Source organism: Luteimonas sp. TWI596 (assembly GCF_039674105.1).
In the GTDB taxonomy this organism is placed as follows: Bacteria; Pseudomonadota; Gammaproteobacteria; order Xanthomonadales; family Xanthomonadaceae; genus Luteimonas.
Genome location: NZ_JBDJMU010000011.1, coordinates 21,028 through 46,032, shown reverse-complemented (window position 1 = coordinate 46,032; position 25,005 = coordinate 21,028). Strand labels below are relative to the sequence as shown.

Below are 25,005 nucleotides of genomic sequence, written 5' to 3'. Positions count from 1 at the left end.
TCCTGGGCAAAACGGCCCTGCCACTGTGCCTGAGCAGGCGGTCAGCGGGCGCGTGCGCGGGTTCGGGTTTAACGCGCCGCTCAGGCGGCCGCGCACGAAAGATGGCAGAACGCGCAGGCCGACTCGGCCTCAGCGCACGTCGCCATCGACGTAATACCAGTGGCCGTCCTCGCGCACGAAGCGGCTGCGCTCGCGCATGCGCACGACGCTGCCGCCGCCGATGCGATAGCGCGCGACGAACTCGACCTCGGCGCGATCGTCGTCCAGCACGTCGAACGCACGCACGTCCAGGCCCAGCCACGTGGGCTGCGGCCCGCGCAGATCGAGATCCGGCGGGCAGGTGCGCGGATGCCAGCTCGTCCGCAGGTAGTCGACATCGCCGCGCACATAGGCGCTGTAGCGCGCACGCATCAGGGTCTGGGCATCCGGCGCCGGCATGCCGGCGTGGATGCGACCGCAGCAGTCGTCGAACGACAGGTGGCGGCCACAGGGACAGGCGGTCACGGAGGACGTATCGGAAGCGGACATCCGGGCATTGTGCAAGCACCGCGGCGCGATCGCGAGCGTGGACGGGGCGCGCTCACAGAAAGCCCGTCGCCGCCAGCGACACTGCCTCGCCCTCGCCGATGACGAAGTGATCGAGCACACGCACGTCGACCAGCGACAACGCCTGCCGGATCATGCTGGTGACTGTGCGGTCGGCGCCGCTCGGGCGATTGCTGCCGCTGGGATGGTTGTGGCCGACGATGATCGCCGCAGCGTTGTGGGCGAGCGCGCGCCGTGCCAGTTCGCGCGGATACACCTGCGCGTTGTCGATCGTGCCCTGGAACACCTCCTCGAAGGCCAATGCGCGATGCCGGGCGTCCAGGTAGAGCACGGCGAAGACTTCATGGGGAAGGCCGCGCAGGCGCTGGGTGAAGTAGCGACCGGCCGTGCTGGGGTCGGTGATTGCCTCGCCACGTTCGAGCGTCTGGGCCAGCACCCGGTTGCCCACTTCGAGTGCGGCGCTCAGGCAACTGGCGCGCGCCATGCCCAGGCCCGGCAGTTGGGTGAGTTCTTGCGGCCCGCGCTCGAGCAATGCGCGCAGCGAGCCGTGGTCCTTGAGCAGGTGGCGGCCGGTCGCCACCGCGTCCATGCCGCGCAGGCCCGAGCCCAGGAAGATCGCCAGCAACTCCGCGTCCGACAGCGCGCCCGCGCCCCGGGCGAAGAGTTTCTCGCGCGGCCGCTCGCTCTTGGGCCATTTCGATATGTGCATCGCCGCCTCCGTTGGGGGAGCCGGCACCGGCGCGACGCGACGGGGAGGACGTCGGACGCGCATCGCCGGTGCCGGCGGGACCTGTATTGCAGCGCGTCCGCCGGTCCCCGCGCAGCCAGCGGTCCACACCGCTTCGGGTAAGCTGTCGGTCGATTTTCCGGTAGGGCTTCCCCGACCATGACTGGCGCGTCGACCTCGCTGCATGGGCAGCGCATTCTGCTGTGCGTGTGCGGCGGCATCGCCGCCTACAAGGCCGCCGACCTCGTCCGGCGTCTGCGTGATGCCGGCGCCCAGGTGCGCGTGGCGATGACCGACAGCGCGCTGCACTTCGTCTCGGCCGCGACCTTCCAGGCGGTGTCGGGCGAACCGGTGCGCACCACCTTGTGGGACCCAGGCGCCGAGGCCGCGATGGGCCATATCGAGCTGGCACGGTGGGCCACGCGCGTGGTCGTGGCGCCAGCGACCGCGAACACGCTGGCCAAGCTCGCGCACGGTTTCGCCGACAACCTGGTCACCACGCTGTGCCTGGCGACGACCGCGCCGCTGACCGTGTGCCCGGCGATGAACCACCGCATGTGGCTGCACCCGGCCACGCAGGCCAACCTCGCGCTGCTGCGCGAGCGCGGCGCGCAGGTCGTGGGGCCGGAGGACGGCCCGCTGGCCGAAGGCGAATCGGGCCCCGGACGACTGGCCGAGCCGACCGCGATCGTCGCGGCGCTGCCGGTGTGAGCGGGCCGCTGGCCGGCCGACGCGTGATCGTCAGTTCCGGACCGACGTACGAGGACCTCGATCCGGTGCGGTTCCTGGGCAACCGCAGCAGCGGCAAGATGGGCTTCGCGGTCGCCGCGGCCGCCGCCCAGGCCGGTGCCGAGGTGCGGCTGGTGGCCGGCCCCGTGCACCTGCCCACGCCCGACGGCGTGACGCGTGTCGATGTGCGTTCGGCCGCGCAGATGCACGCCGCGGTGTTCGCGGCCCTGCCCGCCGACGTCTACGTCGGGGCCGCTGCGGTCGCGGACTTCACACCGGCCCAGGTCGCCACGTCGAAGATCAAGAAGCGTGCCGGCGAGGCCGGCCTGACGCTCGAATTGGTGCGCACCCGCGACATCCTCGCCGAGCTCGCCGCCGACCCGCGCCGGCCTCGGCTGGTGGTCGGCTTCGCCGCCGAGACCGACGACGTCGACGGCAACGCCCGCCACAAGCTCGCCACCAAGCGCGTCGATCTGATCGCGGCCAACCGTGTCGGTGTCGCCGGCAGTGGGTTCGAGGGCGACGACAACCTGCTGGTGGTGCACGATGCCGCCGGCCAGCACACGCTGGGCCCCGGCCCCAAAACCGCGATCGCGGCCGACCTGGTCGCGCTGATCGCCCACCGCCTCGATCCGGAGCCGCCATGAACCACATCCTCGATGTCCGCGTGCTCGATGCGCGCTTCGGCCAGCAGTGGCCGCTGCCGGCGTACGCCACTGAAGGCAGCGCCGGTCTCGACCTGCGCGCGGCGCTCGACGAGCCGCTGGCGCTGTTGCCCGGCGACGTCGCGCTGGTGCCCTCGGGCCTGGCGATCCATATCGGCGACCCGGGCCTGTGCGCGGTCGTGTTGCCGCGTTCGGGGCTCGGCCACAAGCACGGCATCGTGCTCGGCAACGGCACCGGCTTGATCGACGCCGACTACCAGGGCCCGCTGATGATCAGCGTCTGGCACCGCGGCAAGGACGCCTTCACCATCGAACCGGGCGACCGCATCGCACAGCTGGTGCTGCTGCCGGTGGTGCGCGCGACGCTCAACGTGGTGGATACTTTCGTCGACACCGCACGTGGAGCCGGGGGATTCGGGCACTCGGGCGTCCGCTGACGGGGAAGGCCATGGGCGAGAAGGATCCGCATCGCACACGCGAACTGACGACGCAGCTGGCTCGCGTCGCGCCGGTGCTCGCCGTGGTGCTGGCGCTGCTGGCCCTGTGGTGCGCCTGGCAAGGCGTCCGCCAGTGGCAGGCCGGACAGCGCAGCGCCAGCGTGGCGCAGGCGCGCGATGCCGCGATCGATGCGACCGGGCAGGCGCTGCAGGCCGAACTGCGGCGGATGGGCGAACGCCTGGCCAGCGCGCCGGTGCAGCGCGCGCTGCAGGACGGCCGCCTGGATGCCGCCGGCGTCGAACTCGGCCGCGACTGGTCCGGCGCGACCGGCGTCGCGGTGGTGCCGCGCGACCTGCGCGGCGAGTACGACGCCCTGGGCCCGGGCCACTTCGGCCGACTCGCGGCCCTCGAAAGCGCACTCGCCGCCGGCGAGCCGGTGCTGATGGTGGCCGGCGGCCCCGCCGGTCCGCAGATCCTGGTCACCGCCCCCGCGCGCGCCGGCGAACGACCGGTAGGCGTGGCGATCGCCGCGCTCCCGCTCGAGCGCGCGACCGCCGGCCTGGCTGCGGCCGACGTCGACCCGGCGACCTACGTCGCGCTGCGGCAGGGGGGCCAGACGCTGCTGGCGCGCGGCGAGCCGGCGCTGTCGAACGTCGCCGAGCGCCTGGGCCGACAGGTGCCGGGCACGCAGTTGCGGATCGTCGCCGCAACCCCGCACGTCGGTCCCCCGCCGCTGGGACTGTCGGCAGTGCCGTTGCTCGTGCTCGCCGCGACGCTGCTGGCCTTGGCGGTCGTGGCCTGGCGACTCGCTCGGCGGCGCTCGCCTGCCGGCAGCGCACCCGATGCGGCGCCCACGCTCGCCCAGTCGCTGGCAACAGCCGACGCGGGGCGCCCGGCCCCCCGTCCGGCGCCGGCAACGGCGCCCAAGCCAGTGGCGGCACGGCTCGATCCGGCGATCTTCCGCGCCTACGACATCCGGGGCGTCGTCGGGCGCACACTCGATGCCGCGATCGCCGAGTCGATCGGGCGCGCGATCGGCACGCTGATGCACGAGCAGGGGCTCGAGGAGATCGTGGTCGGTCGCGACGGCCGGCTCTCGGGCCCGGACCTGGTCGCCGGCCTCGTCGCCGGTCTGCGCGCGAGCGGGCGCAATGTCGTCGACATCGGCCTGGTGCCCACACCGCTGAGCTACTTCGCGGCCTACCACCTGCGCACCGGCTGCTGCGTCTCGGTCACCGGCAGCCACAATCCGCCCGAGTACAACGGGTTCAAGATCGTCGTCGGCGGCGAGACGCTGTCGGGCGAGGCCATCGCCGATCTGCATGCGCGCATCACGGGCGAGCGCCTGTACGCTGCGCCGGCGCCGGGCGGGCTGGTCGAGCGCGACCTCGCCGACGACTACATCCGCCGCATCGCCGACGACATCCAGATCGCACGACCGCTGAAGGTCGTCGTCGATGCCGGCAACGGCGCGGCGGGCGCGCTGGGCCCGCGCGTGCTGGAAGCGATCGGCGCCGACGTGATTCCGCTGCATTGCGAGATCGACGGCACCTTCCCGCATCACCATCCCGATCCGAGCGAGCCGCGCAACCTGGCCGACCTGATCGACGTCGTCAAGCGCATGGGCGCCGACCTGGGCGTGGCCTTCGACGGCGACGGCGACCGGCTGGGCGTGGTCGCCGCCGATGGCGCCATCATCGAGGCCGATCGCGTGTTGATGCTGTTCGCCGCCGACCTGCTCGAACGCAACCCCGGCGCGTTGATCATCCACGACGTCAAATGCACCGGCCGCTTGACCGGCCATGTGCTGCGCCACGGCGGCAGCCCGCTGATGTGGAAGACCGGTCACTCGCTGATCAAGGCCAAGATGCGCGAGACCGGCGCCGAACTGGCCGGCGAGATGAGTGGCCATTTCTTCTTCGCCGAGCGCTGGTTCGGTTTCGACGACGGGCTCTATGCCGCCGCGCGGCTGCTGGAGATCCTCGCGCTGGAAGCCGACCCCACCGCCGCGCTCCATGCGCTGCCGGTCGGCGTGTCGACGCCCGAGCTCAAGGTCGAGGTGCCCGGCGGCGACCCGCACGCATTCGTCGCGAGATTCCTCGCGCAGGCCGCATTCGACGGCGCACGGCTGTCGACGATCGACGGGCTGCGTGCCGACTGGCCCGACGGCTGGGGACTGGTGCGCGCGTCGAACACGACGCCGGTGCTCGTACTGCGCTTCGATGCCGACGATGCACAGGCGCTGGCACGGATCCAGGGATTGTTCCGCGAGCGCCTGCTCGCGATCGAACCAGGACTGACGCTGCCGTTCTGAGGTGCGCATCGCCTGCGACGTGCACGCCGCGCGCCCTCGCGCTGGCGTGTTGGCCACCGGGATCATGGAAAGCACCGCGCACCGCCCGACCCGCGCTCGCGGGCACGTCCGACATCGGCACGGGCAACAGGCCGATGTCACGCATCGACGCACTGACCGAGGCTGACGGCACACCTTCATCGGAGTGCCGCCATGTCGATGCCGATCCGTTTGTCCTGCCTGCTGTGGCTGTGCACCGGCCTGGCGCCGATGCCGGTGCCTGCGCAGCCAACCCCCGATGCGCTCATGTTGGCCACCGACCTGCGTGGCGAGATCGACGTCGGCGCCTACTACGTCAGCGAGAAACTCGACGGCGTGCGCGGGCGCTGGGACGGTCAGGCGCTGTGGACGCGCGGCGGCCACCGCATCGCGGTCCCGGCAGGCTTCACCCTGGGCTGGCCGGCCGGCTCGATGGACGGCGAGTTGTGGCTCGGGCGCGGCCGGTTCGACGAGACCAGCGCGCTCGTGCGTGGCGCCGATCCGACCGATCCGCGCTGGCGGCAACTGCGGTTCCTGGTCTTCGACCTGCCCGACCACGCCGGCCCGTTTTCCGAGCGCATGGCCGCGATGCAAGTGCTGACCTCAGGCACGGCGCATCCACAGTTGGCCATGATCGCGCAGACGCGCCTGCCGTCGCGGGCCGCGCTCGACGCCCGGCTGGCGGAGGTCGTGGACGGCGGCGGCGAGGGATTGATGCTGCACCACCGCGACGCGCGCTACGCCGCCGGCCGCAGTCCCGCGCTGCGCAAGCTCAAGCCGTTCGACGATGCCGAGGCGCGGGTCGTGGGTTACCTGCCGGGCAAGGGCAAGTACGTCGGTCTGGTGGGCGCCCTGCTGGTCGAGCATGCCGACGGACGCCGGTTCCGGATCGGCAGCGGACTGCGCGACGCACAGCGGCGCGACCCGCCCGCGATCGGCAGCCTGGTCACCTACCGCCACAACGGCGTGACCGCCAACGGCCTGCCGCGTTTCGCCCGGTTCCTGCGCGTCCGCGACGACGAACCCAACGCCCCGCCCCCTGGTGACGGCAAGCCGCCTGAGAGGCCCTCGCCGCGATCGTGATGCCGGCACCCCGGCCGGTCCCCCGGCAGGCGCACCCGAGACCGGGCGCGCCCGCCGGGACCGCTGGCAGGTTAAGGCGAGGGACCGTCGTCGCGGCGCCGATCCAGGTAGGCCTGCGCCCACCGGTCGGCCACCTTGCCGGCCGCTGTGCGCCCGCCCAGGCCGAAGGCCAATGCGACCGCCACCGCCACTGCACCGAGCACCAGGCCGAACGCGAGATTGACGATGTCATCGGCGATGCCCATCGCGCGCAGCCCCATCGCGATCACCAGCCCCAGGATCGCGACGCGGGCGATGCGCGACAGGCCGACGCCGCCGCCGGGATTGGCGCGCTGGATCGCGCGCGCGGCCAGGTCGGCCAGCCAGTAGCCCACGACCAGGATCACGCCGCCCAGCAGGATGTCGCCACCGAAGGCGATGAAGGTCGCCAACAGATCGCGCACGCCGGTGAAGCCCAGTCGATGCGCGGCTTCGACCGTCGCAAACAGCAGGATGAAGAACAGCGCCACGCGGCCAACGCACGCCGACAGGCCGGTACCGGCCGTTGCGGAGGCCGGGGCCACCGGTGTGGTCTTAAGCGGCAGGCCAGGCTCCGGCGTGCCGGCGGCGGCAACCGGATCGGCGGTCGCGAGCGCCGTGTCCACCGGCGCCGGCCCGGTCGGCGTCGTGCCGAACACGCCCCCCAGTCCCAGGCGCTCGGGCAGGCGGTCGAAGCCGAGATTCTCCAGCAGGCGCGTCAGCAGCCCGGAGACGAACCGGCCCAGGTACCAGGCCACCAGCAGAATCAGCGCAGCGGCCAGGATGTTGGGCACCGCGGTCAGGAACAATCCCAGCATCTCGCCGGCCGGCTCGGAGATCGCGCGGATCGCAAGCGCGTCGAGCGCGGCGATCAGCGTCGGCACGATGACCAGCACGAACGCCAGCGTGCCGCCCAGTTGCGACAGGCGCACGCCCGCACCGGCCTGCCCGTGATCGCCGAAGCGGTCGATGCCGGTCGCCGCGAGCAGGTTGCTCACCAGCCCGCGCAGCACCTTGGCGATGAGCCAGCCGACCAGCCCGATCACCACGGCGGCAAAGACATTGGGCAGCATCGACGTGACCTGCGCGGTCATCTGCGACAACGGCGCCATGAGGCCTTCCACGCGCAGGGCTGCAACGATCGCCGGCAGGAACAGCAACAGCACCAGCCAGTAGACGACATCGCCGAGCACCGCCGAGATCGGCCGCACCCCGGCCGATGCCGACAGTTTCTCGTCCCAACGCCCGGCGGCCATCAGCCGGTTGACGCCCGCGCGCAGCGCCGTGGCCAGCAGCCAGGCGACCAGGGCGAGCACGCCGGCCAGAATGATCCGCGGCAGATACAGCATGACTTCGGCCACCAGCGCCGAGAACGGGCCGTACAGGCCATCGAAGCGCAGTACGCTGAACACGCCGATCAACGCGACGATGATCACGAACCAGAACGCGACCGACGCCGCCACCCGGACGACATCGATACTGGACGCGGTCTGGGCGTTCACCCGTTCGTTGAGGCGCAGACGGGTCAGCCCGCTGCGGACCAGGCCGCGCACGAACAGCGCGACGATCAGTCCGACGACCAGGACGGCGACCGCCGCCAGGACGGTCGGCAAATAGTGGCCCAGGCTCAGTTGAAGTTGCCGGGCGAGCGTATCGGGTTGCATGGGGCGTCTCTCCTCGCAGGGATGCGGATCCACCGCATCGCGTCGATGGCGCCGGCAGCGCGGGCGGCAGTGCCGACGGCGGAAGGCGCGCGGCGGCATCGGGATCGCACCGTCATGCGACGGTCGAGCAGAATCGATCCCCATGCCGGGGCGATGACGGTGACCGCATCGCCGGAACCGGGCGAGGTCCAGTCTGGTGATGACGATGTCGGCTCAGAGTGAACGGAACGTAACGCCCGTATCGTGCAGGCAACGCCATCAAGCGCCGTCCGGCGCGATGCCGCGCCCCCGGCCCCACGGCTCGCGGGTCAATTCACCGGTCAAGCATGACGCCGCCGGCGCGTCTCAGCAGGCGCGTTCCCGGGCGAAGGGATTGAGCCTGCGCACCCAGCTGTCGCCGCAGTCGATATCCACCGGCTCGGGCTCGACCGGCTTGGCGGGCGCACGCGCCGCCGCGCGCGCGCGCTCGAGTTCGGCGCGCTTCTCGCGGATGCGCGGCAGCGCGGCCAGCGCGGCGCGCTCGCCCTGCAGGATCGCCGCATTGCGCTGTTCAAAACTGGCCGGCCCGATGTCGTTGACCTGTGGGCGGATCACCACGTCCGCGCGGGCGAGTTCCTGCCGGCCGAGGTTCTGGCCCATGATCGCGATCGACTGGTTGACGATGCCCAGCATGCTGCCGGGCGTGCTACCGCTGGCCTTGCTGGAGATATCGACCGCGATCACCAAGTCGGCGCCGAGTTGGCGGGCCGCATCCACTGGCACCGGGCTGACGACCCCGCCGTCGACATAATGGCGGTCGCCGATCTTCACCGGTTCGAACACACCCGGCACGCTGCTCGAGGCGCGCACGGCCTGGCCGGTGTTGCCGCGGACGAACACGATGCGATCGCCGGTCTCCAGGCGCGTGGCAACGGCTGCGAACGGGATCGGCAGACGGTCGATCGTGCGATTGCCGACTTCGCGATTGACGTAGTCCTGCAGCGCGACGCCCTGCACCAGCCCGCCGGAGAACAACCGCACGTCACGGATGCTCGATTCGTCGAGCGCAACCGCCCGCTCCTGCATCCGGAACGGATCCATGCCGCTGGCGTAGAGCGCACCGACCACGCTACCGGCGCTGGTCCCGGCGACGACATCGGCCTTGATGCCATTGGCTTCGAGCATCTTGATCACGCCGATGTGCGCGAAGCCCTTGGCCGCACCGCCGCCGAGCGCCAGGCCGATCCGGACCGGAGGCGTCCTGGTCGCGGGCGCCGCGGACGTCTGGGCGGGGGCGACCGGCACGGGTTTGACGTTGTCGCGTCCGCAACCGGCCACGAGCAACGCCAACGCGCACAGCACGAGCGCCAGCGGGACGCGGCGCGAGACGGGAAACGGCGGGGAACATGGACGCATGGCGGTGGCATCGAAGGGGCGAGGCGCGAGGATACCGAGGCAGGCCCCGCACGGGCAGACACCGGCGACATGGCGCAACACGCGGGCGCATGACGCGCGATGGGCGTCGCATCGGCACGACGAAAAGCGGCCGACCCTGTCAGGATCGGCCGCTTCTTCGACGCTTGGAGACGACGCCGCGACGCGACGCCCGGGGGCGGCTCAGTCCTGGCCGGCGTCGTCCGACGCGGTCTGTCCACGTGCCGCGTTGACCGAGCGCTTGCGTGCGGCGGCGTTGCCGGCCTCGATGCGACGTGAGTTGCCCTGGATGGTGCCGTTGGCCTGCTTCTTGCGGTACTGCCGCGCGGCCACCCAGACCAGGCCCAGGCCGATGGCGCTGGCGGCCACGATCGCCGGGTTGCGACGCAGGAACCCGCCCGCGACCTTCGCGCCAGTGCGCGCGGCACCCACGGTCAGGCCGGTCTTGAGCCACTTTTCCGCCGTGCCCGGAATCGCGTGGCGCAGGCTGTCGCCTGCCTGGCCGACCAGCGACACGGCCTTGTCGGACAGCGCTTCGAACTTGCTCATCGGGGGCTCCTGGAAAATGACCATGGGGAAAGGCCGTCAGTGTGCGGCCGCGACCGTCGATCCAGCGTGAGCGCAGGCCCGGCGCGCCTTGGCGTTCAACCCCCGTTGTGCACGCCACGCCGCGCCGCGCCGCGCCGCGCCACACACCACCAACCCCCGCAGCCGCGCCACGCACGCCCGACCGCCGCGGCAAAGTCCCACCGTCGCCACGGGTCCAGAGCCCCACGTCGCTAAGTACCGCGCGGTTTGGCCCGATGTGTTGCAGGGGCATTCCAAGGATCCTCCGGCCACGGATGTTTCGGATACCGCCCCTTCATCTCCTTGCGCACCTCGGGGTACGTCCGTGCCCAGAACCCCTGCAGGTCGCGGGTGACCTGCAACGGCCGACCGGCCGGCGACAGCAGGTGGATCGTCAGCGCGACGCGGCCATCGGCGATCGTCGGCGTGTCCCCCAGGCCGAACAGCTCCTGCAGCTTGACCGCGAGCACCGGCGGGCGCGGCGTGCCGTCGGCCTCGAGGCCGTACTCGATCGCGCGCATCTGACCGGATGGCACGGCGATCCGCACCGGTGCCAGGCGGTCGAGCTGCTGGCGCTGCGCCCAGTCGAGCCGGCCCTGCAAGGCCTGAGCGAAGGTGTCGGCGTCCAGCGCGTCGAGCCGCGTGCAGCCGGCGAACGCCAGCGCCAGCCAGGCCTCGCGGGTGGCCAGCAGCGCGGCATCGGACAGGTCGGGCAGGCCCAGTTCGGGCATCCACGTGCGCAGGCCCTCGACACGCGCCTGCCACTGGCGCAGGCCGTCGCGCCACGGCAGCACGTCGAGTCCGAGTTCGCCGACTGCGTCGCTGAGCGCCCGCGCAGCCTGCGCCGGATCGACCCGGCCGTTGGGCCGGGCGTCGAGCACGATGCCGTCGAAGCGCTGCACGCGCAGGCCCACCAGCGCACGCTTGCCCGCATCCCAATGGGTCTCGTCGGCGACGACGAAACGCGCGGGCCAGGCCCGCCGCAGCTGCGCCTCGTCGACCGGTGCGCCGCGCAGCAGCAGGGCATCGAGCGCCTCGAAACGCAGGTCGCTGGCGACGATCCACGGCTCGCCGAGCAAGGCACTGTCGTCGAACAGCCGGGCCATGCGTCCGTTGCTCAGGCCGTAGCGCCGGGCGTCCCGGGCATGGCGATGGCCGATCCGGTCCGGAAAGGCATGCACCAGCAGGTCACCGAGCGCATGCGCCGGCACGCTCGATGGCGGCGCGACTTCGACCCGCAGGCGTCGCCGCCATTGCCGGGCTGCCGCGTCGATTGCCGCCAGCGCCGAGCGCGCGGCATCGGCCGGCACGCGGCCGGCGCGAAACGCGGCCAGCGCCTGCCAACGCGCCGCCAGCGCGTCCGAACGCGCCGCGCCGCGCATCGGATCGCGGGCCTCGACCAGCGCGCACAGGTCGCAGGCCAACGCACGCGCGGCCGGCGCGTCGGCGGCCAGCAACATCGCTGCCAGCCGTGGATGGGTGCCCAGCGCGAGCATGCGCCGCCCGGCCGGCGTGATCGCATCTGCCGTATCGAGCGCGTCGAGCCGGCGCAGCAGATCGCGTGCGGCCGCCAGCGCGCCGACCGGCGGCGCATCGGGGAACGCGAGCGCGTTGTCGCCCCAGGCCGCCAGTTCGAGCGCGAGCGCCGCCAGTTCGACCTGCGCGATCTCCGGACGACGCTGCGGCTCGAGCCGTTGCGATTCCGGCCACAGCCGCAGCGCCACACCGGATGCGACACGCCCGGCGCGCCCGGCGCGCTGGTCGGCCGAGGCCTGACTGATCGTCACCACGTCCAGCCGCGAGAACCCGCTGTTGGGATCGAAGCGCGGTTCGCGCGCCAGTCCGCTGTCGATCACGATGCGCACACCCGGCAGCGTGACGCTGCTCTCGGCGACATTGGTCGCCAGCACGATCCGACGCCGGCCGTCGGCGGCCGGCTGCAGCACGTGCGTCTGCGCCTCGACCGGCAGCTCGCCGTGCAGTGCGAGCACGTCAGGCGAGCCGCCAGCGCCGCTTGCCCCCAGCCGCTGGGCATCGGCCTCCAGCAGCGCCTGCACCTGCGCGATCTCGCGCTGGCCGGGCAGGAACACCAGCACGTCGCCCGGATGCGCCGCGAGCGCGTCCACGAGCACGCGGCGGACCTGCTGCGCCAGCGCTTCGTCCCGACGCGGGGGCGCGTGGGAGATCTCCACCGGGAAGCTGCGCCCGGCGCTCGACAGGCGCGGCGCATCCAGCCACTGCGCGATGCGCGCGCCATCGAGCGTGGCCGACATCACCACGAGGCGCAGGTCTTCGCGCAGGCCCGCCTGCACCTCGCGCGCCAGCGCCAGCCCCAGGTCGCCGGCCAGGTGCCGCTCGTGGAATTCGTCGAACAGCAGCGCGCCGACGCCGGCCGGCCCCATGCCGCCGAGCTCGGGGTCGTCCTGCAGCATCCGAGTCAGGATGCCTTCGGTCACCACCTCGATGCGCGTGCGCGCCGACACCCGGTGTTCGAAGCGGATGCGGTAGCCGACCGTACCGCCGACCTCCTCGCCGAGCTGGCGGGCCATGAACGTCGCAGCCGAGCGCGCCGCGACCCGGCGCGGCTCGAGCATCACGATGCGGCGGCCGGCCAGCCAGGGCGCATCGAGCAGCGCCAGCGGCACCTGCGTGGTCTTGCCGGCACCGGGCGGCGCCTCGAGCACCAGCCGCGGGTGCGCGGCCAGGCTGGCGAGGAGCTCGGGCAACAACGGGGCAATCGGAAAGTCGGGAGCAGCGGCGGTGGTCACGACACACAGGCTAGCGGGCCGGTCGGTCGCGCGATAGGCGTGGCGATCGCCCGCGGCCGCTTAGGGTTGCCCCGGGTGGCCACCGTCATCGGCGGCGCTTAAGGTCGGCACGTCTCCCGTGTCCGGAAAGCCGCCATGTGCCCTGACCGTCCCCGCTCCGCCCGCGCTGCGGCGTGGCTGCTCGCCCTGATCACCGCCCCGGCCGCGCATGCCGAGGTGTTCGTCAACGAGCTGCACTACGACAACGCGGGCGCCGATGTCGGCGAAGCGGTGGAGATCGTCGCCACCGCCGGTGAGGACCTCGTCAGTTACCGGCTGTGGCTCTACAACGGCAGCAACACGCCGAATGCGGCGACGACCTACGGCAATGTGGCGGTGCCCGCCGGCCAGGCACGCCACTGCGGCGCGGCGGTATCGATCGCGACGGTGACCTTCCCGCGCGACGGCTTGCAGAACGGCCCCCACGACGGCATCGCGCTCGTCGACGCGGCCGGCACGGTCGTGCAGTTCATCAGCTACGAAGGCACGATCGTCGCCGGCAACGGCCCGGCCGCCGGGCTGTCGAGCCGCAACCTGCCGGTGTCCGAAAGCGCGTCGGCGCCGGTCGGCACCTCGCTGCAGCTGACCGGCAGCGACACGATCGCCGACGACTTCGACTGGGCGCCGTCGGCGTCGCAGACCTTCGGGGCCTGCAACACTGGCCAGACCTTCGCCGGCACCGGCGCGGGTCCAGGCACGCCGCCGGCGGTGGTCGCGACCATTCCGGTGGCCGGTGCCGGCGATTTCCCGGCCGCCGGCGATCTGTCGGTGGACTTCAGCGAAGCGGTCACGCTGTCGCCGGGTGCGTTCGCACTGCAATGCGCGACGTCGGGCACGATCGCGCTCGACCACGCGACCAGCGGCACGCACTTCGCATTGTCGACCGGCACCGCGCTGCATGGTGGCGAGTCCTGCACATTGACCATCACGGCCGCTGCGGTCCACGACGCCGACGGACGGCAGCCGGCCAGCGATGCCAGCGTCGCGTTCACCGTTGCCAGCGGCGGCACCGGCGGCGGCGACTACTACGCCCGCGTCCACACCAGCAGCGCCGCGCAACTGCGCTGCTCGCTGCACGCCACGATCCGCGGCCACACCTCGTATCCCTACAGCGGCAGCGGTACCAACACCTGGACGATCCTGGAGATCGCCGACGAGGACCCCAGCGATCCGGGCCGCATCCTCGATGCCTATCGCAACCGCAGCTACCCCAAGGTGTCGGGCCGCGCAGGCACCGGCAGCGGCCTGACCTACAACCGCGAGCACACCTGGCCCAAGTCGCTGCGCTTTTCGAGTGCGACCGGCGACAAGGGCCTGCCCAATGCGCCGCACACCGACGCGCACATGCTCTATCTCACCGACACCGACCACAACGCCGCGCGCGGCAACAAGCCGTTCGCCGACTGCAGCGCGCAGGCCAGCTGCAGCGAGCGCGCGACCGAGGCCAACCACGGCATCGGCGGCGGCACCGGCACGTTCCCGGGCAATTCGAACTGGACCGACAACGCCGGCTTCCAGGTCTGGCGCCATCGCAAGGGCGACATGGCGCGCGCGGTGCTGTACATGGCGATCCGCTACGAGGGCGGCACGCACCCGTCGACCGGCCAGTCCGAGCCCGACCTGGAACTGACCGACGACCGCAGCCGCATCGTCGGCACGTCGGCCTCGCCCGCGTACATGGGCCTGCTGTCGACGCTGCTGGCCTGGCACCAGGCCGACCCGCCGGATGCGGCCGAGCGCGCGCGCAACGAGGTCGTCTACAGCTTCCAGGGCAATCGCAATCCGTTCGTCGACCATCCCCAGTGGGCGACCCGTGCCTTGTTCGAGAGCAGTCAGCCGGCCAGCTGCCAGTTGGCGAACTGAAAGACCCCGCGCCCGTCCGGCACGCATGGCGTGCCGGGCGCGACGCGCCGCGTGTCCGTCGACCCACGGCCTACAATGCGCAGCCCGTTCTCAAGGTGCTCGCGCGTGACCCCGCCCCTGATCGACATCGGCGCCAATCTCACCCACGACAGCTTCGACCGCGACCGCGACGCCGTGCTGGCGCGCGCGCGCGATGCCGGCGTGACCCGGATGATCGTCACCGGCGCCAGCCGCGAGCACTCGCCCAAGGCGCTCGAGCTCGCGCGCCAGCACCCCGGCATGCTGTACGCGACCGCCGGCGTGCATCCGCACCACGCGGCCGAGTACACCGAGGAATGCGACGCCGAACTGCGCGCGCTGCATGCGCACGCCGAGGTGGTGGCGGTGGGCGAATGCGGGCTCGACTACTTCCGCGACTTCTCGCCGCGGCCGGCGCAACGCCGCGCCTTCGAGCGCCAGTTGCAGATCGCGGCCGATCTCGCCGCCGCCGGCACGCCCAAGCCGCTGTTCCTGCACCAGCGCGACGCACACGAGGACTTCGTCGCGATCATGAAGGACTTCGAGGGCCGCATCGGGCCGGCGGTCGTGCACTGCTTCACCGCCGGCCAGCGCGAACTGTTCGATTGCCTGGATCGCGACTGGCACATCGGCATCACCGGCTGGCTGTGCGACGAGCGGCGTGGCCGCCACCTGCGCGAACTGGTGCCCAACATCCCCGCCCACCGGTTGATGGTCGAGACCGACGCCCCGTACCTGCTGCCGCGCACGCTCGACCCGATGCCCAAGGACCGCCGCAACGAGCCGGCATTCCTGCCGCACATCGTCGCCGAGCTCGCACGCGACCGCGGCCAGACGCCCGAGGCCGTGGCCGCGGCCACCACGACCACGGCAGCTGCGTTCTTCGGTCTGGATTGATCGCAGATCTGCGCAGCATCGCGATGCTGGTGATCCGGGCACACGGCCCGGCATCCGCACAAGCGGCGCGAAGCACCGCAGGGGGCGAGCATGCGATGCTCGCCACTCTGCCATCAGGATAGATCGCATGATCGAGATGATCATTCCGCAGCGCCGCCACGACCTGGGGGGCGGCTTCTCGGTCGGCCGGGTGCTGCCGTTCGCCAAGCGACGCATGATCGGGCCCTTCGTGTTCTTCGACCACATGGGGCCGGTCGACCTGCCCGCCGGCATCGATCGCAGCGTCGATGTCCGGCCCCATCCGCACATCGGGCTGTCGACCGTGAGCTATCTGTTCTCCGGCCAGATCATGCACCGCGACAGCCTCGGCTACGCCCAGGCGGTCAAGCCGCACGAGGTGAACTGGATGACCGCCGGCAGCGGCATCACCCACAGTGAGCGCTTCGACCACGCGCGCCAGCACGGCGACCGTGTGCACGGCATCCAGGCCTGGGTGGCGTTGCCCGATGGGCAGGAGGAGATCGCGCCCTCGTTCTCGCATCACGCCGGTCACGAACTGCCGCAATGGGACGAGGCGGGCGTCACCGGGCATCTCATCGCCGGCAGCGCCTACGGGCTGAGCGCGGGCGCCAAGACGCTCTCGCCGCTGTTCTACGCCCATCTCGAACTGGCCCCCGGCGCGGTCGCGGAGATTCCAGGCGGTCACCGGGAACGCGGCCTCTATGTCGCCACCGGCGCGGTGGAACTGGACGGCGCGCGCTACGGCGCCGGGACGATGCTGGTGCTGGACGCGGCAGCCTCTCGCGTGCGCGCCGCCGAGCAGGCCACAGTGATGGTGCTGGGCGGGGAACCGGTCGGCGAACGCTTCATCTACTGGAACTTCGTCTCGTCCTCGCGCGAGCGCTTGGCGCAAGCGGCCGCGGACTGGAAAGCCGGCCGGATGAAACTGCCGGACGCCGACGATGCGGAGTTCATTCCGCTTCCCGACAACATGCCGTTTCCGGCGCCCCCGGCGATGTCGTAACGCGGGCGGCGTACGACCGCACCCGCGGGCACAGCTACCGCAACAGGCGTCCGCGCCGCGGCCAGGCCGCGAGCAAGGCCCAGACGCCGCCGATGCCCGCGACCCAGGTCGCGACCGGCAGGCCGCCCACCCGCGGGCCGCCGGCCTCGAGCGCGTAGAGCACCGCCGCGACGATCAGCAGGCCCACGCCGAGGATCGCCGCGACCACGCGCCGCTGCATGCCCTGCATCGTGGTGGTCAGCAGCGCCAGGTCGTCGGAGCGCATGCGCAACTCGTGCCGGCCCTCGACCTGCTGCTTGAGCCAGGCGTGCAGCAGCTGCGGCATCTCCGGCGCGCGCGTGACCAGTTCGGGCAGGCGGTCGCGGAACTCGCGCAGCAGCCGCGGCGGGCTGTAGCGCTCGATGAGGATACGCTCGAGCACCGGACGGGCAACGGCCCAGATATCGATCTTCGGGTCGAGCAGCCGGCCGATGCCCTCGATGCTCAGCAGGGTCTTCTGCAGCAGGATCAGCTGCGGCTGCAATGTCAGCTCGTAGCGCTGCGCGGTGCGGAACAGCTTGCCCAGCACCTCGCCTAGCGAGATCTCCGACAGCGGCCGGGTGAAGTACGGCTCGCAGACCGCACGCACCGCCGCCTCGAGCTCGTCGATGCGCAGATGCGCGGGCATCCAGCCCGCCTGCACGTGCAGCTCGGCGATGCGGCGGTAATCGCGGCGGAAGATCGCCATGAAATTCTCGGCGAGGTAGTACTGATCCTCGCGCGAGAGCTGGCCCATGATGCCGAAGTCGAGCGCGATGAAGCGCGGATTGGTCGTGCGTTCGGGATCGACCCAGATGTTGCCCGCGTGCGCATCGGCGTGGAAGAAGTTGTCGCGGAAAACCTGGGTGTAGAACACCCGCACGCCCTTGGCCGCCAGCGCGGACCGGTCGATGCCGGCCGCATCGAGCGCGGCGATGTCGTCGCTGGGAATGCCGTACACGCGCTCGAGCGTGAGCACGCGCTGGGCGGTGCGCTCCCAGACCGGTGCCGGCACGTAGAGATCGCTCGACTGCGCCCAGAAGCGCCGCAGCACCGAGGCGTTGGCGCCTTCGCGCTGCAGATCGAGCTCGGCGGCGAGGGTGTTCTCGATCTCGGCCACGACTTCGCGCGGGCGGATCTTGTCGGCGTTGGGATGGGTGCGCGCGACCAGCGCGGCGAGATTGCGCAGCAGCGCGACGTCGGCGGCGATCTGCTTCTCGATGCCTGGACGCAGCACCTTGACCACGACCTCGCGCGGCGGGCCGTCGGCAGTGCCGGGCAGCATCGCCGCGTGCACCTGGGCGATCGATGCCGAGGCCAGCGGCACCGGGTCGAAGGCAACGAAGGCCTGCGCGATCGGCATCGCCAGTTCGCGCTCGACGATCGCCTGCGCCAATGCGCCGTCGAACGGCGCGACCCGGTCCTGCAGCAGCGCCAGGTCGTCGACGATGTCGGGCGGCACGATGTCGCGACGGGTCGAGAGGATCTGTCCGAACTTCACGAAGATCGGACCGAGTTCCTGCAACGCCAGCCGCAGCCGGGCGCCGCGCGACTGCGCCGCGATCGCGGCCGAGGCCCGCGGCACGAATGGCCGCGCCAGCCGCAGCCAGCGTTCGGCCGGCGTGCCGTCGAGCAGGTCGTCGAGCCGGTAACGCAGCAGCACCCGGCCGATGCGCGAAGCGCGCAGCAGGCCCTTCATGCGGCGGTCCCGCGACCGAGCCGCGCCACCCGCACCGCGAGCCGCTCGATATCGTCGCGCAAGCCGTCGACATCGTCATAGAAGGCCTCGAGCTCGGCGCGCGGCACCACATCGCGCGATTCCTCGGTCACGTACTCGGCGGCACTCTCGGCCAGGTTGCGGCCGACCTCCTGCGCCTGGCGCAGCGCCGTGGCGAAGGCGTTGGCGACCTGCACGCCGACCACCTCGCCGAGCACGGCGACGAACGGCCGCTGCCAGTCGGGGTCGAAGCCCGCGGCCAGGCGTTGCAGCCGGCGCGCGAGCTCGGCATCGCCCGAGACCCGGACCTGGCCGATCGGCGGCGCATCGCCGCGACGCAGGAACGGCAGCTGGCCGAGCGCGCCGGCCAGCGTGGTCCGCACCGACAGGTCGGCCTCGACCTCGGGATCGGGCGGGCCCACGCGCAAGCGCTCGCCGTCCACGCGCAACGTCAACGCCAGCGGCGGCGCACTCAGCGCGAGCGCGATCTGCTGGCCGTCGAGCGCGCGCAGCGCCGCCCCGGTGTCGGCATCGAGCGCGATCGCGCGGTTGAGCGCAGTCTCCAGCGCGCGGCCGGCCATCGGCTTGAGCACGGAGAACGGAGAGAACGGAAGGTCGGCCATGACGCGATTGTAGCGTCGGGCCTAGGCCAGGGCGCTCGCGCAACCCAACGCAAAAAGGCCCGCCGGTGGCGGGCCCTTTGCGTCATCGCGACGGTGCGGTCGGGGCGTCAGACCCCTCGTCCGCGCAGCATCGAGATCACGGCCAGGATCAGGAACACCACGAACAGGATCCAGGCGATATTGGTGGCGGCACCGGCCACGCCGCTGAAGCCGAGGACACCGGCGATGATGGCGACGACGAGGAAGATGACGGCATATCTGAGCATGGTGGTCTCCTGGTGGGCTTCGGCCAGTAGCGGCTGCGGGACCCACCGTATGCCCGCTCAGGTCGCGATCAGGTGATGGCTGAGCAGGACTTCCACGAATCTTTCAGTCGAATGAGACCGTCGTGAAGGGAGACCGCGGGCCGGTAGCCGAAATCCCGCATCGCCGGCGCCATGTCGTACCAATGCGTGGTGCTCAACTGCTCGGCGAGGAAACGCGTCATCGGGGGCTCGCCGGACAGGCGCAGCAATGGCCAGAGCGTTTCGCACACCGCGCCTGCCGCATAGGCCGCGCGGAATGGGATCGTCTTGTGCACCGGCGGGGCTCCGGCCGCCTCGAGCAGCGCGTTGACGATCCAGCGCACCGTCGTCGGCTCGCCATTGCTGATGAAGTACGCGCGTCCGGCGCAGGCCGCACCCGGCCCCAGATGCGCGAAGGCGTCGAAGTGCGCCTGCGCGGCATTGTCGATGTAGGTGGTGTCGATGCGATTCTCGCCGTCGCCGACGAAGCGCAGCCGGCCGGCGCGGGCCCGCTCGACCAGGCGCGGCAACAGTTGCTGATCGCCTGGCCCCCAGATCAGCCGCGGCCGCAGCGCGACCGTCGCCAGGTCCGGGCCGTTGGCCGCCAGCACCGCACGCTCGGCGATCGCCTTGGTCGCCGCGTACGGCGCCTTGAACCCCTCGCCGTAGGGCACGGTGTCGGCGGTGCCGCCCTCGACCGGATGCGTGGCGCGATGGGTGACGCTCGGCGTGGACGTGTACACGAGCCGTCCGATGCCGTGCGCGCGGCAGGCGTCGAGCACGTGCTGGGTGCCGACGACGTTGGCCTGGTGGTAGCTGTCGTAGTCCCCCCACGCGCCCGCCTTGGCGGCGTTGTGGAACACCGCGTCCATGCCGGCCGTAGCCGCGCGCACGGCGTCGCGGTCGGCGAGATCGCCGCGGATCTGGCGCACGCCCAGGGCTTCGAGTTCGGGATAGTGGCCGCGATTGAAGCTGGCGACCGTGTGGCCGCGCGCGACCAGGCCGCGGCACAGCGCCTGCCCGAGGAAGCCGCCGCCGCCGGTGACCAGGATCTGCATGTCGCGCTCCACGCTTGAGGAGCGCACACGATAGCGGGCGCCTGCCGGACTGGCGACGCAGGCACGCGCAAGCGCTTGATCGGCAAGCCCTTCAGAAACCTTCATCCCACCACCGGGCACTTCATCCGCCGCTTTGGTGGGCTGGCCGCTCCCCGAACGGAGTGCCGACGATGTCCATCCTCCCGCGCCTGCTTCTGCTGGCCGCCCTCGCCTGCCCGCTGTCCGTCGCCACCGCATCCCCCCCGGCGCTGGACGACGGCTGGCCAGTGGCCGATCCCGCCCGGCTGGGCTGGGACGCCGCACAACTGGCGGCGCTCGATGCCGCGATCCAAGCAGGCGCGGCGCCCGACACCACCAGCGTGCTGGTCGTCCACCGCGGCGCGTTGATCCACGAGGCCTACTTCGACGGCGCCGAGCGCGGCACGCTGCACGACACCCGCTCGCTGACCAAGAGCGTGACCGCGCTGCTGGTGGGCGCGGCGCTCGATCGCGGCCTGATCGCCGATGTCCGAGCGCCGGTGCTGGGCTTCTTTCCCAACCGCCGGCCGGCCCATCCCGGCGCGTTCAAGGACGCGACGACCGTCGAGGACCTGCTGACGATGAGCGCGCAGTGGGAGTGCGACGACAACAACACGTTCTCCAGCGGCCACGAAGAACGCATGTACGTGAGCGCGGACTGGACGAGTTTTGCGCTCGACCTGCCCGAGCGCGGCTACGCGCCGTGGCAGACGCGGCCGGCCGACAGTCCGTATGGGCGGGCGTTCGCCTACTGCACCGCCAACAGCCTGCTGCTGAGCGCGATCGTCGAGCGCGTCAGCGGCAGGCCGCTGGCCGACTTCGCACGCGACGCGCTGGAGCGACCGCTGGGCATCGCGGAGGCCACGTGGAAGCGCGCGCCAGAAGGCACCGGCATGGGTGGCGGCGGCACTGGATACCGCAGCCGGGATCTCGCCCGGCTTGGCCAGTTGCTGGCCGATGGCGGACGCTGGCAAGGCCGCAGCATCCTGTCGGCGGCGTGGATCGACGCGATGCTGCAGCCGCGCGCACGCACGCCGTTCGACGCCGACTACGGGTATCAGCTGTGGCGCTTCGATGTCGCCGCGGGCGCGCGGCGGTGGCAGGTCTGGACGATGTCGGGCAATGGCGGCAACGCGGTCTTCGTCATCCCCGAAGAACAGTTGGTCGTGGTCGTGACCCGGACCCACTACAACCGGCCGGGGATGCACACGCAGACCCGGGCCTTGTTGTCGGACTACGTGCTCAGCGCGCTGCCGTGACCGCGACCGCGTCGGCCGGCAGGCGCCCGGCGGCGCGCACGCGCGCCCGCTCGTGCGCGATGCCGGCATCGATCCGCGCCAGCACTGCGGCGAAGCCCGGCGCGCCGCGCAGGTCGGCAAACAGCGGCGAGACCCGCAGGTAGTCCGCATCGCGGTGGCCGGCCGTGACCGCGGCGTCCAGCGCCTCGAGCGCCGCGGCGCGGTCGCCGGCCAGCGACGCCAGCAGCGCAGCATCGAGTCCATCCAGCGGATCGGCGCCGGCGGCCAGCCCCGTGCGCAGCGCGGCGCTGCGTGCGCGCAGTGCCGGCGCCGCGGGCCGCGACTCGGCCCCGACGATCCAGGCGACCGTCGCTGGCAGGCTCGCGTGCGGCTTGAGCGCACGCGCGCGCTGCGCCGCGTGCCGCGCGGCATCGAGATCGCCGCGCTGCAAGGCCAACTCGGCGGCCAGCAGCTGCAAGCCAGCGTGGTCGGTGCCGCGCGACAATGCTTCGTCCAGCGCCGCCCGCGCCTCGACGTCGCGCCCGTGGCGGTGCAGGAAGCTCGGCCAGGCAAGGTTGGAGAACACATTGTCGGGATAGAGCTGGAAACTGCGGCGGTAGCGTCCTTCGGCCGCATCGGCATAGCCCAGCAGGTCGAGGTCGGCGGCGATCTGCAGCGCCAGGAACCGCGCGTCCTCGGGACGGTGCACGGCCAGGTTGGCCGCCAGCGCATCGGCCAGCCGGCCCTGGCGCGCGTATAGATAAGCGGCCGACGCCCGCGCGGCATCGTCGTCGGGGTCCAGCGCCACTGCGCGTTCGTAGCCGGCCAGCGCCGTGGCCACCTCGCCCCGGCAGTCGTGGGCATAGGCCAACGCGGCGTGCGCGGCCGCCAGGCGCGGCTGGCGCGCGAGCACGTGTTCGGCCAGCGCCTGCGCGCGGTCGGCATCGGCGGGGTCGCCGCCATACAGGCACAGCCGCGCGGCATGCGCGCGGGCCAGGCCCAACGCGGCCTGCACGTCGTCGGGCGCTTCTTGCAGGCGCTGCCGGTACAGCGCGAGCGCACGCGCGTTGTTCTCGCGCTGGCCGATGCGAGCGTAGTAGTCGGCACGCTGCAGCAGCGGCGACAGCGCCTGCGCGGCCGGCCTCGGCCACGACCACCAGCCGATCGCGGCGATCACCGGCAGCAGCGCCAGCACCGCGCCGGCAACGAGCCGCCTGCGGCGGACGCCGGGCACGCGCAGCGCATCGTCGTCCGGATGTGGCGGGCTGCACAGCTGATAACCGCAGCCCCGCACCGAGCGCAGATAACGCGCCCGGTGCCCGTCGTCGCCGAGCGCCCGGCGCAGCAGGCGCACGCGCTGGGTGACGGTGTCCTCGCCGACCAGCGCCGGCGCCCAGACCTGTGCGATCAGTTCGTCGAAGCCAACGACCCGCGTGCCCTGCTTCAACAGGTAGTGCAGCAGGCGGAAGCTGAGCCCGGCCACCTCCAGCACCTGGCCGTCGTCGCGCACCACCCGCTGCCGGGCCACGTCGATGCGCAGATCGTCGAGACGATAGTGCGCAGGCGACGCGGCGGCGGGCTCAGACACGGGCTGCGGCCCAGGCGGCCAGCGTCTCGCGGCCGATCTTGGCGTTGTGGCGGATATCGACCGGGAAGCGCGGGTGGAACAGCACCGTCGCGATGCCGGCGGTGTGCACGAAGCCGGCACCGATATGGCGCAATTCGTCGGCGATGCGCGTGTGCTCGGCCTTGCCCACGCCCGGCCGCGGCTCCACGCACAGCACTGGGGTCTGGCGACCGGCGGGGCCCACGCCGACCAGGGCGGTGCGTGCGACATCGGGGTGGACGTTGAACACCGGCTCGACCTGCTCGGTGCACAACGTGCCGTCGCCGGTCACGACGCGATGGCCCTTGCGCCCGCAGAACCACAGCCGGCCCTCGCTGTCGAAATAGCCCAGGTCGCCCATGCGGTGGACGATGCGCACGCTGCCGTCGGGCCGCGTCTCGGCGATCTTCGCCAACCGGGTCTGCGCCTCGCGGCCGAAGTAGGTGTCGGTCGCGGTGGGTCCGGCGACGGTGATCTCGCCGATCTGTCCGCGCGGCACCTCCAGCGCATCGGACCACGTGGCGATCGCGGCATCGTCGACGCCGATGATCCGCACCTCGTTGGGCGGGACCGGCCGGCCGACACAGGTGCCCGCGCCCTGCTCGGTGCGGCTGCGCAATGCCAGCAGTTCGCGTCCCTCCACGACCGCGACCGGCAGGCATTCGGTGGCGCCGTACGGCGTCCACAGCGAGGCCTGCGGCGGTAGCAGCGCGAGCATCGTCGCCACCACGTCCGGCGGCACCGGCGCCCCGGCCGAGGTGACCCGGCGCACGCCCGGCAGCGGCGCGCCATGCGTGGCGAGCACCCGCATCAGCGCCGGCGAGCCGAACAGCTGGTCGACACCGAAGCGCGCGATCGCCGCGTGCAGTTTGTGCGGATCGGCGCGCGCCGGCCGGGTCGGGTCCATGTCCGGGACGATCGAGGTCAGCCCCAGCGCCGGATCGAACAGCGCGAACGGCGGGAACGTCGGCAGGTCGACGCCACCGGGTGGGATGCCGAACGCGTCGCGCAGCATCGCGATCTGCGCGACGAAATGGCGGTGCCGGTACACCACCCCCTTGGGCACGCCGGTCGAGCCGCTGGTGAACAGGATCGCGGCGACCTCGTCGGCGGCCGTGGCCGCCAACTGCGGCCCGGCCCCGGCGCCGGTACGTTCGACCTGCGCCAGGGTCGCGTCGGCCAGCACGGCGCGGCGGCCAGTGGTGATGCGGATCGCCGCCGAACGCGCCCAGCCCAGCAATACGCGCGCGAACTGGGCCAGCGGAATGCCGATGAAGGCCTGCGCCTTCGCCTCGTCCAGGCACTGCCGCAGGGCGCGCCGGTCGATGCCCGGATCGACCAGCACCGGCACCGCGCCGGCCTTGAACAGCGCGAACATCAGCAGGAAGAACTCGGGACTGGGCCGCACCATCAGCACCGTGCGGGTGCCGCGGACGATGCCGCGCGCGGCCAGGCCGGCGGCGATCGCGTCGCTGCGTGCATCGAGCGCGGCGTAGCTGAGTGCATGCGCATCGCGGTAGCGCCCGTCCGGGCCGGGGCAGCGCAGTGCGATCTGGGTGGGGCGCTCGCGCGCCAGACGCGGCAACGCGGCCGCGATGTTGACCGCCTCGACGGCGGGGCTGGGGGCATCAGGGTGCGTCATCGGCGACAGG

The 25,005-nt window shown here is 72.1% G+C and carries 19 protein-coding genes and 1 pseudogene; 8 read left to right on the top strand and 12 right to left on the bottom strand.

All coding sequences use genetic code 11. From position 1 onward, the window contains the following. Positions 1-129: 129 nt before the first annotated feature. Both ABE487_RS10200 and radC read right to left on the bottom strand, forming a co-directional pair. Positions 130-528 (bottom strand): YchJ family metal-binding protein, encoded by a 399-nt coding sequence (locus ABE487_RS10200; RefSeq protein WP_346441942.1) that lies wholly within the window; start codon positions 526-528, stop codon positions 130-132. Between the two features lie 52 nt (positions 529-580). Beyond that, positions 581-1,255: a DNA repair protein RadC gene (gene radC, locus ABE487_RS10195; RefSeq protein WP_346452038.1), complete on the bottom strand. Its 675-nt coding sequence runs from the start codon at positions 1,253-1,255 to the stop codon at positions 581-583. A 177-nt stretch (positions 1,256-1,432) separates the two neighbouring features. Here radC and coaBC point away from each other — a divergent pair. From coaBC to ABE487_RS10175, 4 genes and pseudogenes are all read left to right on the top strand, one after another. Continuing rightward, a pseudogene (gene coaBC, locus ABE487_RS10190) lies at positions 1,433-2,649 on the top strand (bifunctional phosphopantothenoylcysteine decarboxylase/phosphopantothenate--cysteine ligase CoaBC). Beyond that, positions 2,646-3,104 carry a dUTP diphosphatase gene (gene dut / locus ABE487_RS10185; protein ID WP_337243592.1) on the top strand — a complete coding sequence of 153 codons (459 nt, stop codon included), beginning with the start codon at positions 2,646-2,648 and terminating at the stop codon, positions 3,102-3,104. The pseudogene coaBC and the gene dut overlap by 4 nt, the downstream one beginning before the upstream one ends. Positions 3,105-3,115: 11 nt before the next feature. Then, entirely contained in the window at positions 3,116-5,419 is a 2,304-nt protein-coding gene (locus ABE487_RS10180; RefSeq protein ID WP_346452037.1) for a phosphomannomutase/phosphoglucomutase, read from the top strand. Between the two features lie 192 nt (positions 5,420-5,611). After that, complete coding sequence (locus tag ABE487_RS10175) at positions 5,612-6,520, top strand: DNA ligase (protein ID WP_346452036.1); 909 nt, start codon at positions 5,612-5,614, stop codon at positions 6,518-6,520. Between the two features lie 71 nt (positions 6,521-6,591). Here the strand turns inward: ABE487_RS10175 and ABE487_RS10170 are convergent, their stop codons facing one another. From ABE487_RS10170 to hrpB, 4 genes are all read right to left on the bottom strand, one after another. Continuing rightward, the gene (locus tag ABE487_RS10170) at positions 6,592-8,202 is read right to left on the bottom strand and encodes a mechanosensitive ion channel (protein ID WP_346452035.1); all 1,611 of its coding nucleotides are present in this window, start codon (positions 8,200-8,202) and stop codon (positions 6,592-6,594) included. A 345-nt stretch (positions 8,203-8,547) separates the two neighbouring features. Then, positions 8,548-9,597 (bottom strand): patatin-like phospholipase family protein, encoded by a 1,050-nt coding sequence (locus ABE487_RS10165; protein ID WP_346441947.1) that lies wholly within the window; start codon positions 9,595-9,597, stop codon positions 8,548-8,550. 201 nt (positions 9,598-9,798) lie between these two features. After that, positions 9,799-10,164 (bottom strand): hypothetical protein, encoded by a 366-nt coding sequence (locus ABE487_RS10160; protein WP_346441948.1) that lies wholly within the window; start codon positions 10,162-10,164, stop codon positions 9,799-9,801. Positions 10,165-10,394: 230 nt separating this feature from the next. Beyond that, on the bottom strand, positions 10,395-12,950 hold the full coding sequence (gene hrpB, locus ABE487_RS10155) for an ATP-dependent helicase HrpB (RefSeq protein ID WP_346452891.1): 2,556 nt from the start codon (positions 12,948-12,950) through the stop codon (positions 10,395-10,397). Positions 12,951-13,085: 135 nt separating this feature from the next. On the opposite strand from hrpB, the gene ABE487_RS10150 reads away from it, so the two are divergent. From ABE487_RS10150 to ABE487_RS10140, 3 genes are all read left to right on the top strand, one after another. Beyond that, positions 13,086-14,852 (top strand): endonuclease, encoded by a 1,767-nt coding sequence (locus ABE487_RS10150; RefSeq protein WP_346452033.1) that lies wholly within the window; start codon positions 13,086-13,088, stop codon positions 14,850-14,852. Between the two features lie 105 nt (positions 14,853-14,957). Continuing rightward, complete coding sequence (locus ABE487_RS10145) at positions 14,958-15,767, top strand: TatD family hydrolase (protein WP_346452032.1); 810 nt, start codon at positions 14,958-14,960, stop codon at positions 15,765-15,767. A 127-nt stretch (positions 15,768-15,894) separates the two neighbouring features. Continuing rightward, positions 15,895-16,791 carry a pirin family protein gene (locus tag ABE487_RS10140; protein ID WP_346452031.1) on the top strand — a complete coding sequence of 299 codons (897 nt, stop codon included), beginning with the start codon at positions 15,895-15,897 and terminating at the stop codon, positions 16,789-16,791. A 34-nt stretch (positions 16,792-16,825) separates the two neighbouring features. On the opposite strand, the gene ubiB is transcribed toward ABE487_RS10140, so the two are convergent. The 4 genes from ubiB to oleD all read right to left on the bottom strand — a co-directional run bounded on the left by ubiB (position 16,826) and on the right by oleD (position 20,491). Beyond that, complete coding sequence (gene ubiB / locus ABE487_RS10135; protein WP_346448541.1) at positions 16,826-18,508, bottom strand: ubiquinone biosynthesis regulatory protein kinase UbiB; 1,683 nt, start codon at positions 18,506-18,508, stop codon at positions 16,826-16,828. Beyond that, positions 18,505-19,149 carry an SCP2 sterol-binding domain-containing protein gene (locus tag ABE487_RS10130; RefSeq protein ID WP_346448543.1) on the bottom strand — a complete coding sequence of 215 codons (645 nt, stop codon included), beginning with the start codon at positions 19,147-19,149 and terminating at the stop codon, positions 18,505-18,507. Before ABE487_RS10130 ends, ubiB begins: the two co-directional genes overlap by 4 nt. A 107-nt stretch (positions 19,150-19,256) precedes the next feature. Further along, positions 19,257-19,415: a DUF1328 domain-containing protein gene (locus ABE487_RS10125; RefSeq protein WP_047137175.1), complete on the bottom strand. Its 159-nt coding sequence runs from the start codon at positions 19,413-19,415 to the stop codon at positions 19,257-19,259. Positions 19,416-19,483: 68 nt separating this feature from the next. Next, positions 19,484-20,491, bottom strand: coding sequence for a 2-alkyl-3-oxoalkanoate reductase (gene oleD / locus ABE487_RS10120; RefSeq protein WP_346452030.1), 1,008 nt, complete (start codon positions 20,489-20,491; stop codon positions 19,484-19,486). A gap of 170 nt (positions 20,492-20,661) precedes the next feature. Here oleD and ABE487_RS10115 point away from each other — a divergent pair, with 170 nt between their 5' ends. After that, a complete protein-coding gene (locus tag ABE487_RS10115) occupies positions 20,662-21,768 on the top strand; it encodes a serine hydrolase (protein WP_346452029.1) in 1,107 nt (368 codons plus the stop codon). Here the strand turns inward: ABE487_RS10115 and ABE487_RS10110 are convergent. Next, complete coding sequence (locus tag ABE487_RS10110) at positions 21,752-23,335, bottom strand: winged helix-turn-helix domain-containing protein (RefSeq protein WP_346452028.1); 1,584 nt, start codon at positions 23,333-23,335, stop codon at positions 21,752-21,754. The genes ABE487_RS10115 and ABE487_RS10110 overlap by 17 nt on opposite strands. Next, a complete protein-coding gene (gene oleC, locus ABE487_RS10105) occupies positions 23,328-24,995 on the bottom strand; it encodes an olefin beta-lactone synthetase (RefSeq protein ID WP_346452027.1) in 1,668 nt (555 codons plus the stop codon). Before oleC ends, ABE487_RS10110 begins: the two co-directional genes overlap by 8 nt. Positions 24,996-25,005: the final 10 nt, after the last annotated feature.

What these genes read in the sequence shown, in the direction of transcription:
- ubiB (WP_346448541.1), bottom strand. Translation starts at nt 18,508, where the DNA reads ATGAAGGGCCTGCTGCGCGCTTCGCGCATCGGCCGGGTGCTGCTGCGT.
- radC (WP_346452038.1), bottom strand. Translation starts at nt 1,255, where the DNA reads ATGCACATATCGAAATGGCCCAAGAGCGAGCGGCCGCGCGAGAAACTC.
- ABE487_RS10165 (WP_346441947.1), bottom strand. Translation starts at nt 9,597, where the DNA reads ATGCGTCCATGTTCCCCGCCGTTTCCCGTCTCGCGCCGCGTCCCGCTG.
- ABE487_RS10125 (WP_047137175.1), bottom strand. Translation starts at nt 19,415, where the DNA reads ATGCTCAGATATGCCGTCATCTTCCTCGTCGTCGCCATCATCGCCGGT.
- oleC (WP_346452027.1), bottom strand. Translation starts at nt 24,995, where the DNA reads ATGACGCACCCTGATGCCCCCAGCCCCGCCGTCGAGGCGGTCAACATC.
- ABE487_RS10140 (WP_346452031.1), top strand. Translation starts at nt 15,895, where the DNA reads ATGATCGAGATGATCATTCCGCAGCGCCGCCACGACCTGGGGGGCGGC.
- ABE487_RS10150 (WP_346452033.1), top strand. Translation starts at nt 13,086, where the DNA reads ATGTGCCCTGACCGTCCCCGCTCCGCCCGCGCTGCGGCGTGGCTGCTC.
- ABE487_RS10200 (WP_346441942.1), bottom strand. Translation starts at nt 528, where the DNA reads ATGTCCGCTTCCGATACGTCCTCCGTGACCGCCTGTCCCTGTGGCCGC.
- dut (WP_337243592.1), top strand. Translation starts at nt 2,646, where the DNA reads ATGAACCACATCCTCGATGTCCGCGTGCTCGATGCGCGCTTCGGCCAG.
- ABE487_RS10160 (WP_346441948.1), bottom strand. Translation starts at nt 10,164, where the DNA reads ATGAGCAAGTTCGAAGCGCTGTCCGACAAGGCCGTGTCGCTGGTCGGC.
- ABE487_RS10175 (WP_346452036.1), top strand. Translation starts at nt 5,612, where the DNA reads ATGTCGATGCCGATCCGTTTGTCCTGCCTGCTGTGGCTGTGCACCGGC.
- ABE487_RS10130 (WP_346448543.1), bottom strand. Translation starts at nt 19,149, where the DNA reads ATGGCCGACCTTCCGTTCTCTCCGTTCTCCGTGCTCAAGCCGATGGCC.
- ABE487_RS10180 (WP_346452037.1), top strand. Translation starts at nt 3,116, where the DNA reads ATGGGCGAGAAGGATCCGCATCGCACACGCGAACTGACGACGCAGCTG.
- ABE487_RS10115 (WP_346452029.1), top strand. Translation starts at nt 20,662, where the DNA reads ATGTCCATCCTCCCGCGCCTGCTTCTGCTGGCCGCCCTCGCCTGCCCG.
- oleD (WP_346452030.1), bottom strand. Translation starts at nt 20,491, where the DNA reads ATGCAGATCCTGGTCACCGGCGGCGGCGGCTTCCTCGGGCAGGCGCTG.
- ABE487_RS10170 (WP_346452035.1), bottom strand. Translation starts at nt 8,202, where the DNA reads ATGCAACCCGATACGCTCGCCCGGCAACTTCAACTGAGCCTGGGCCAC.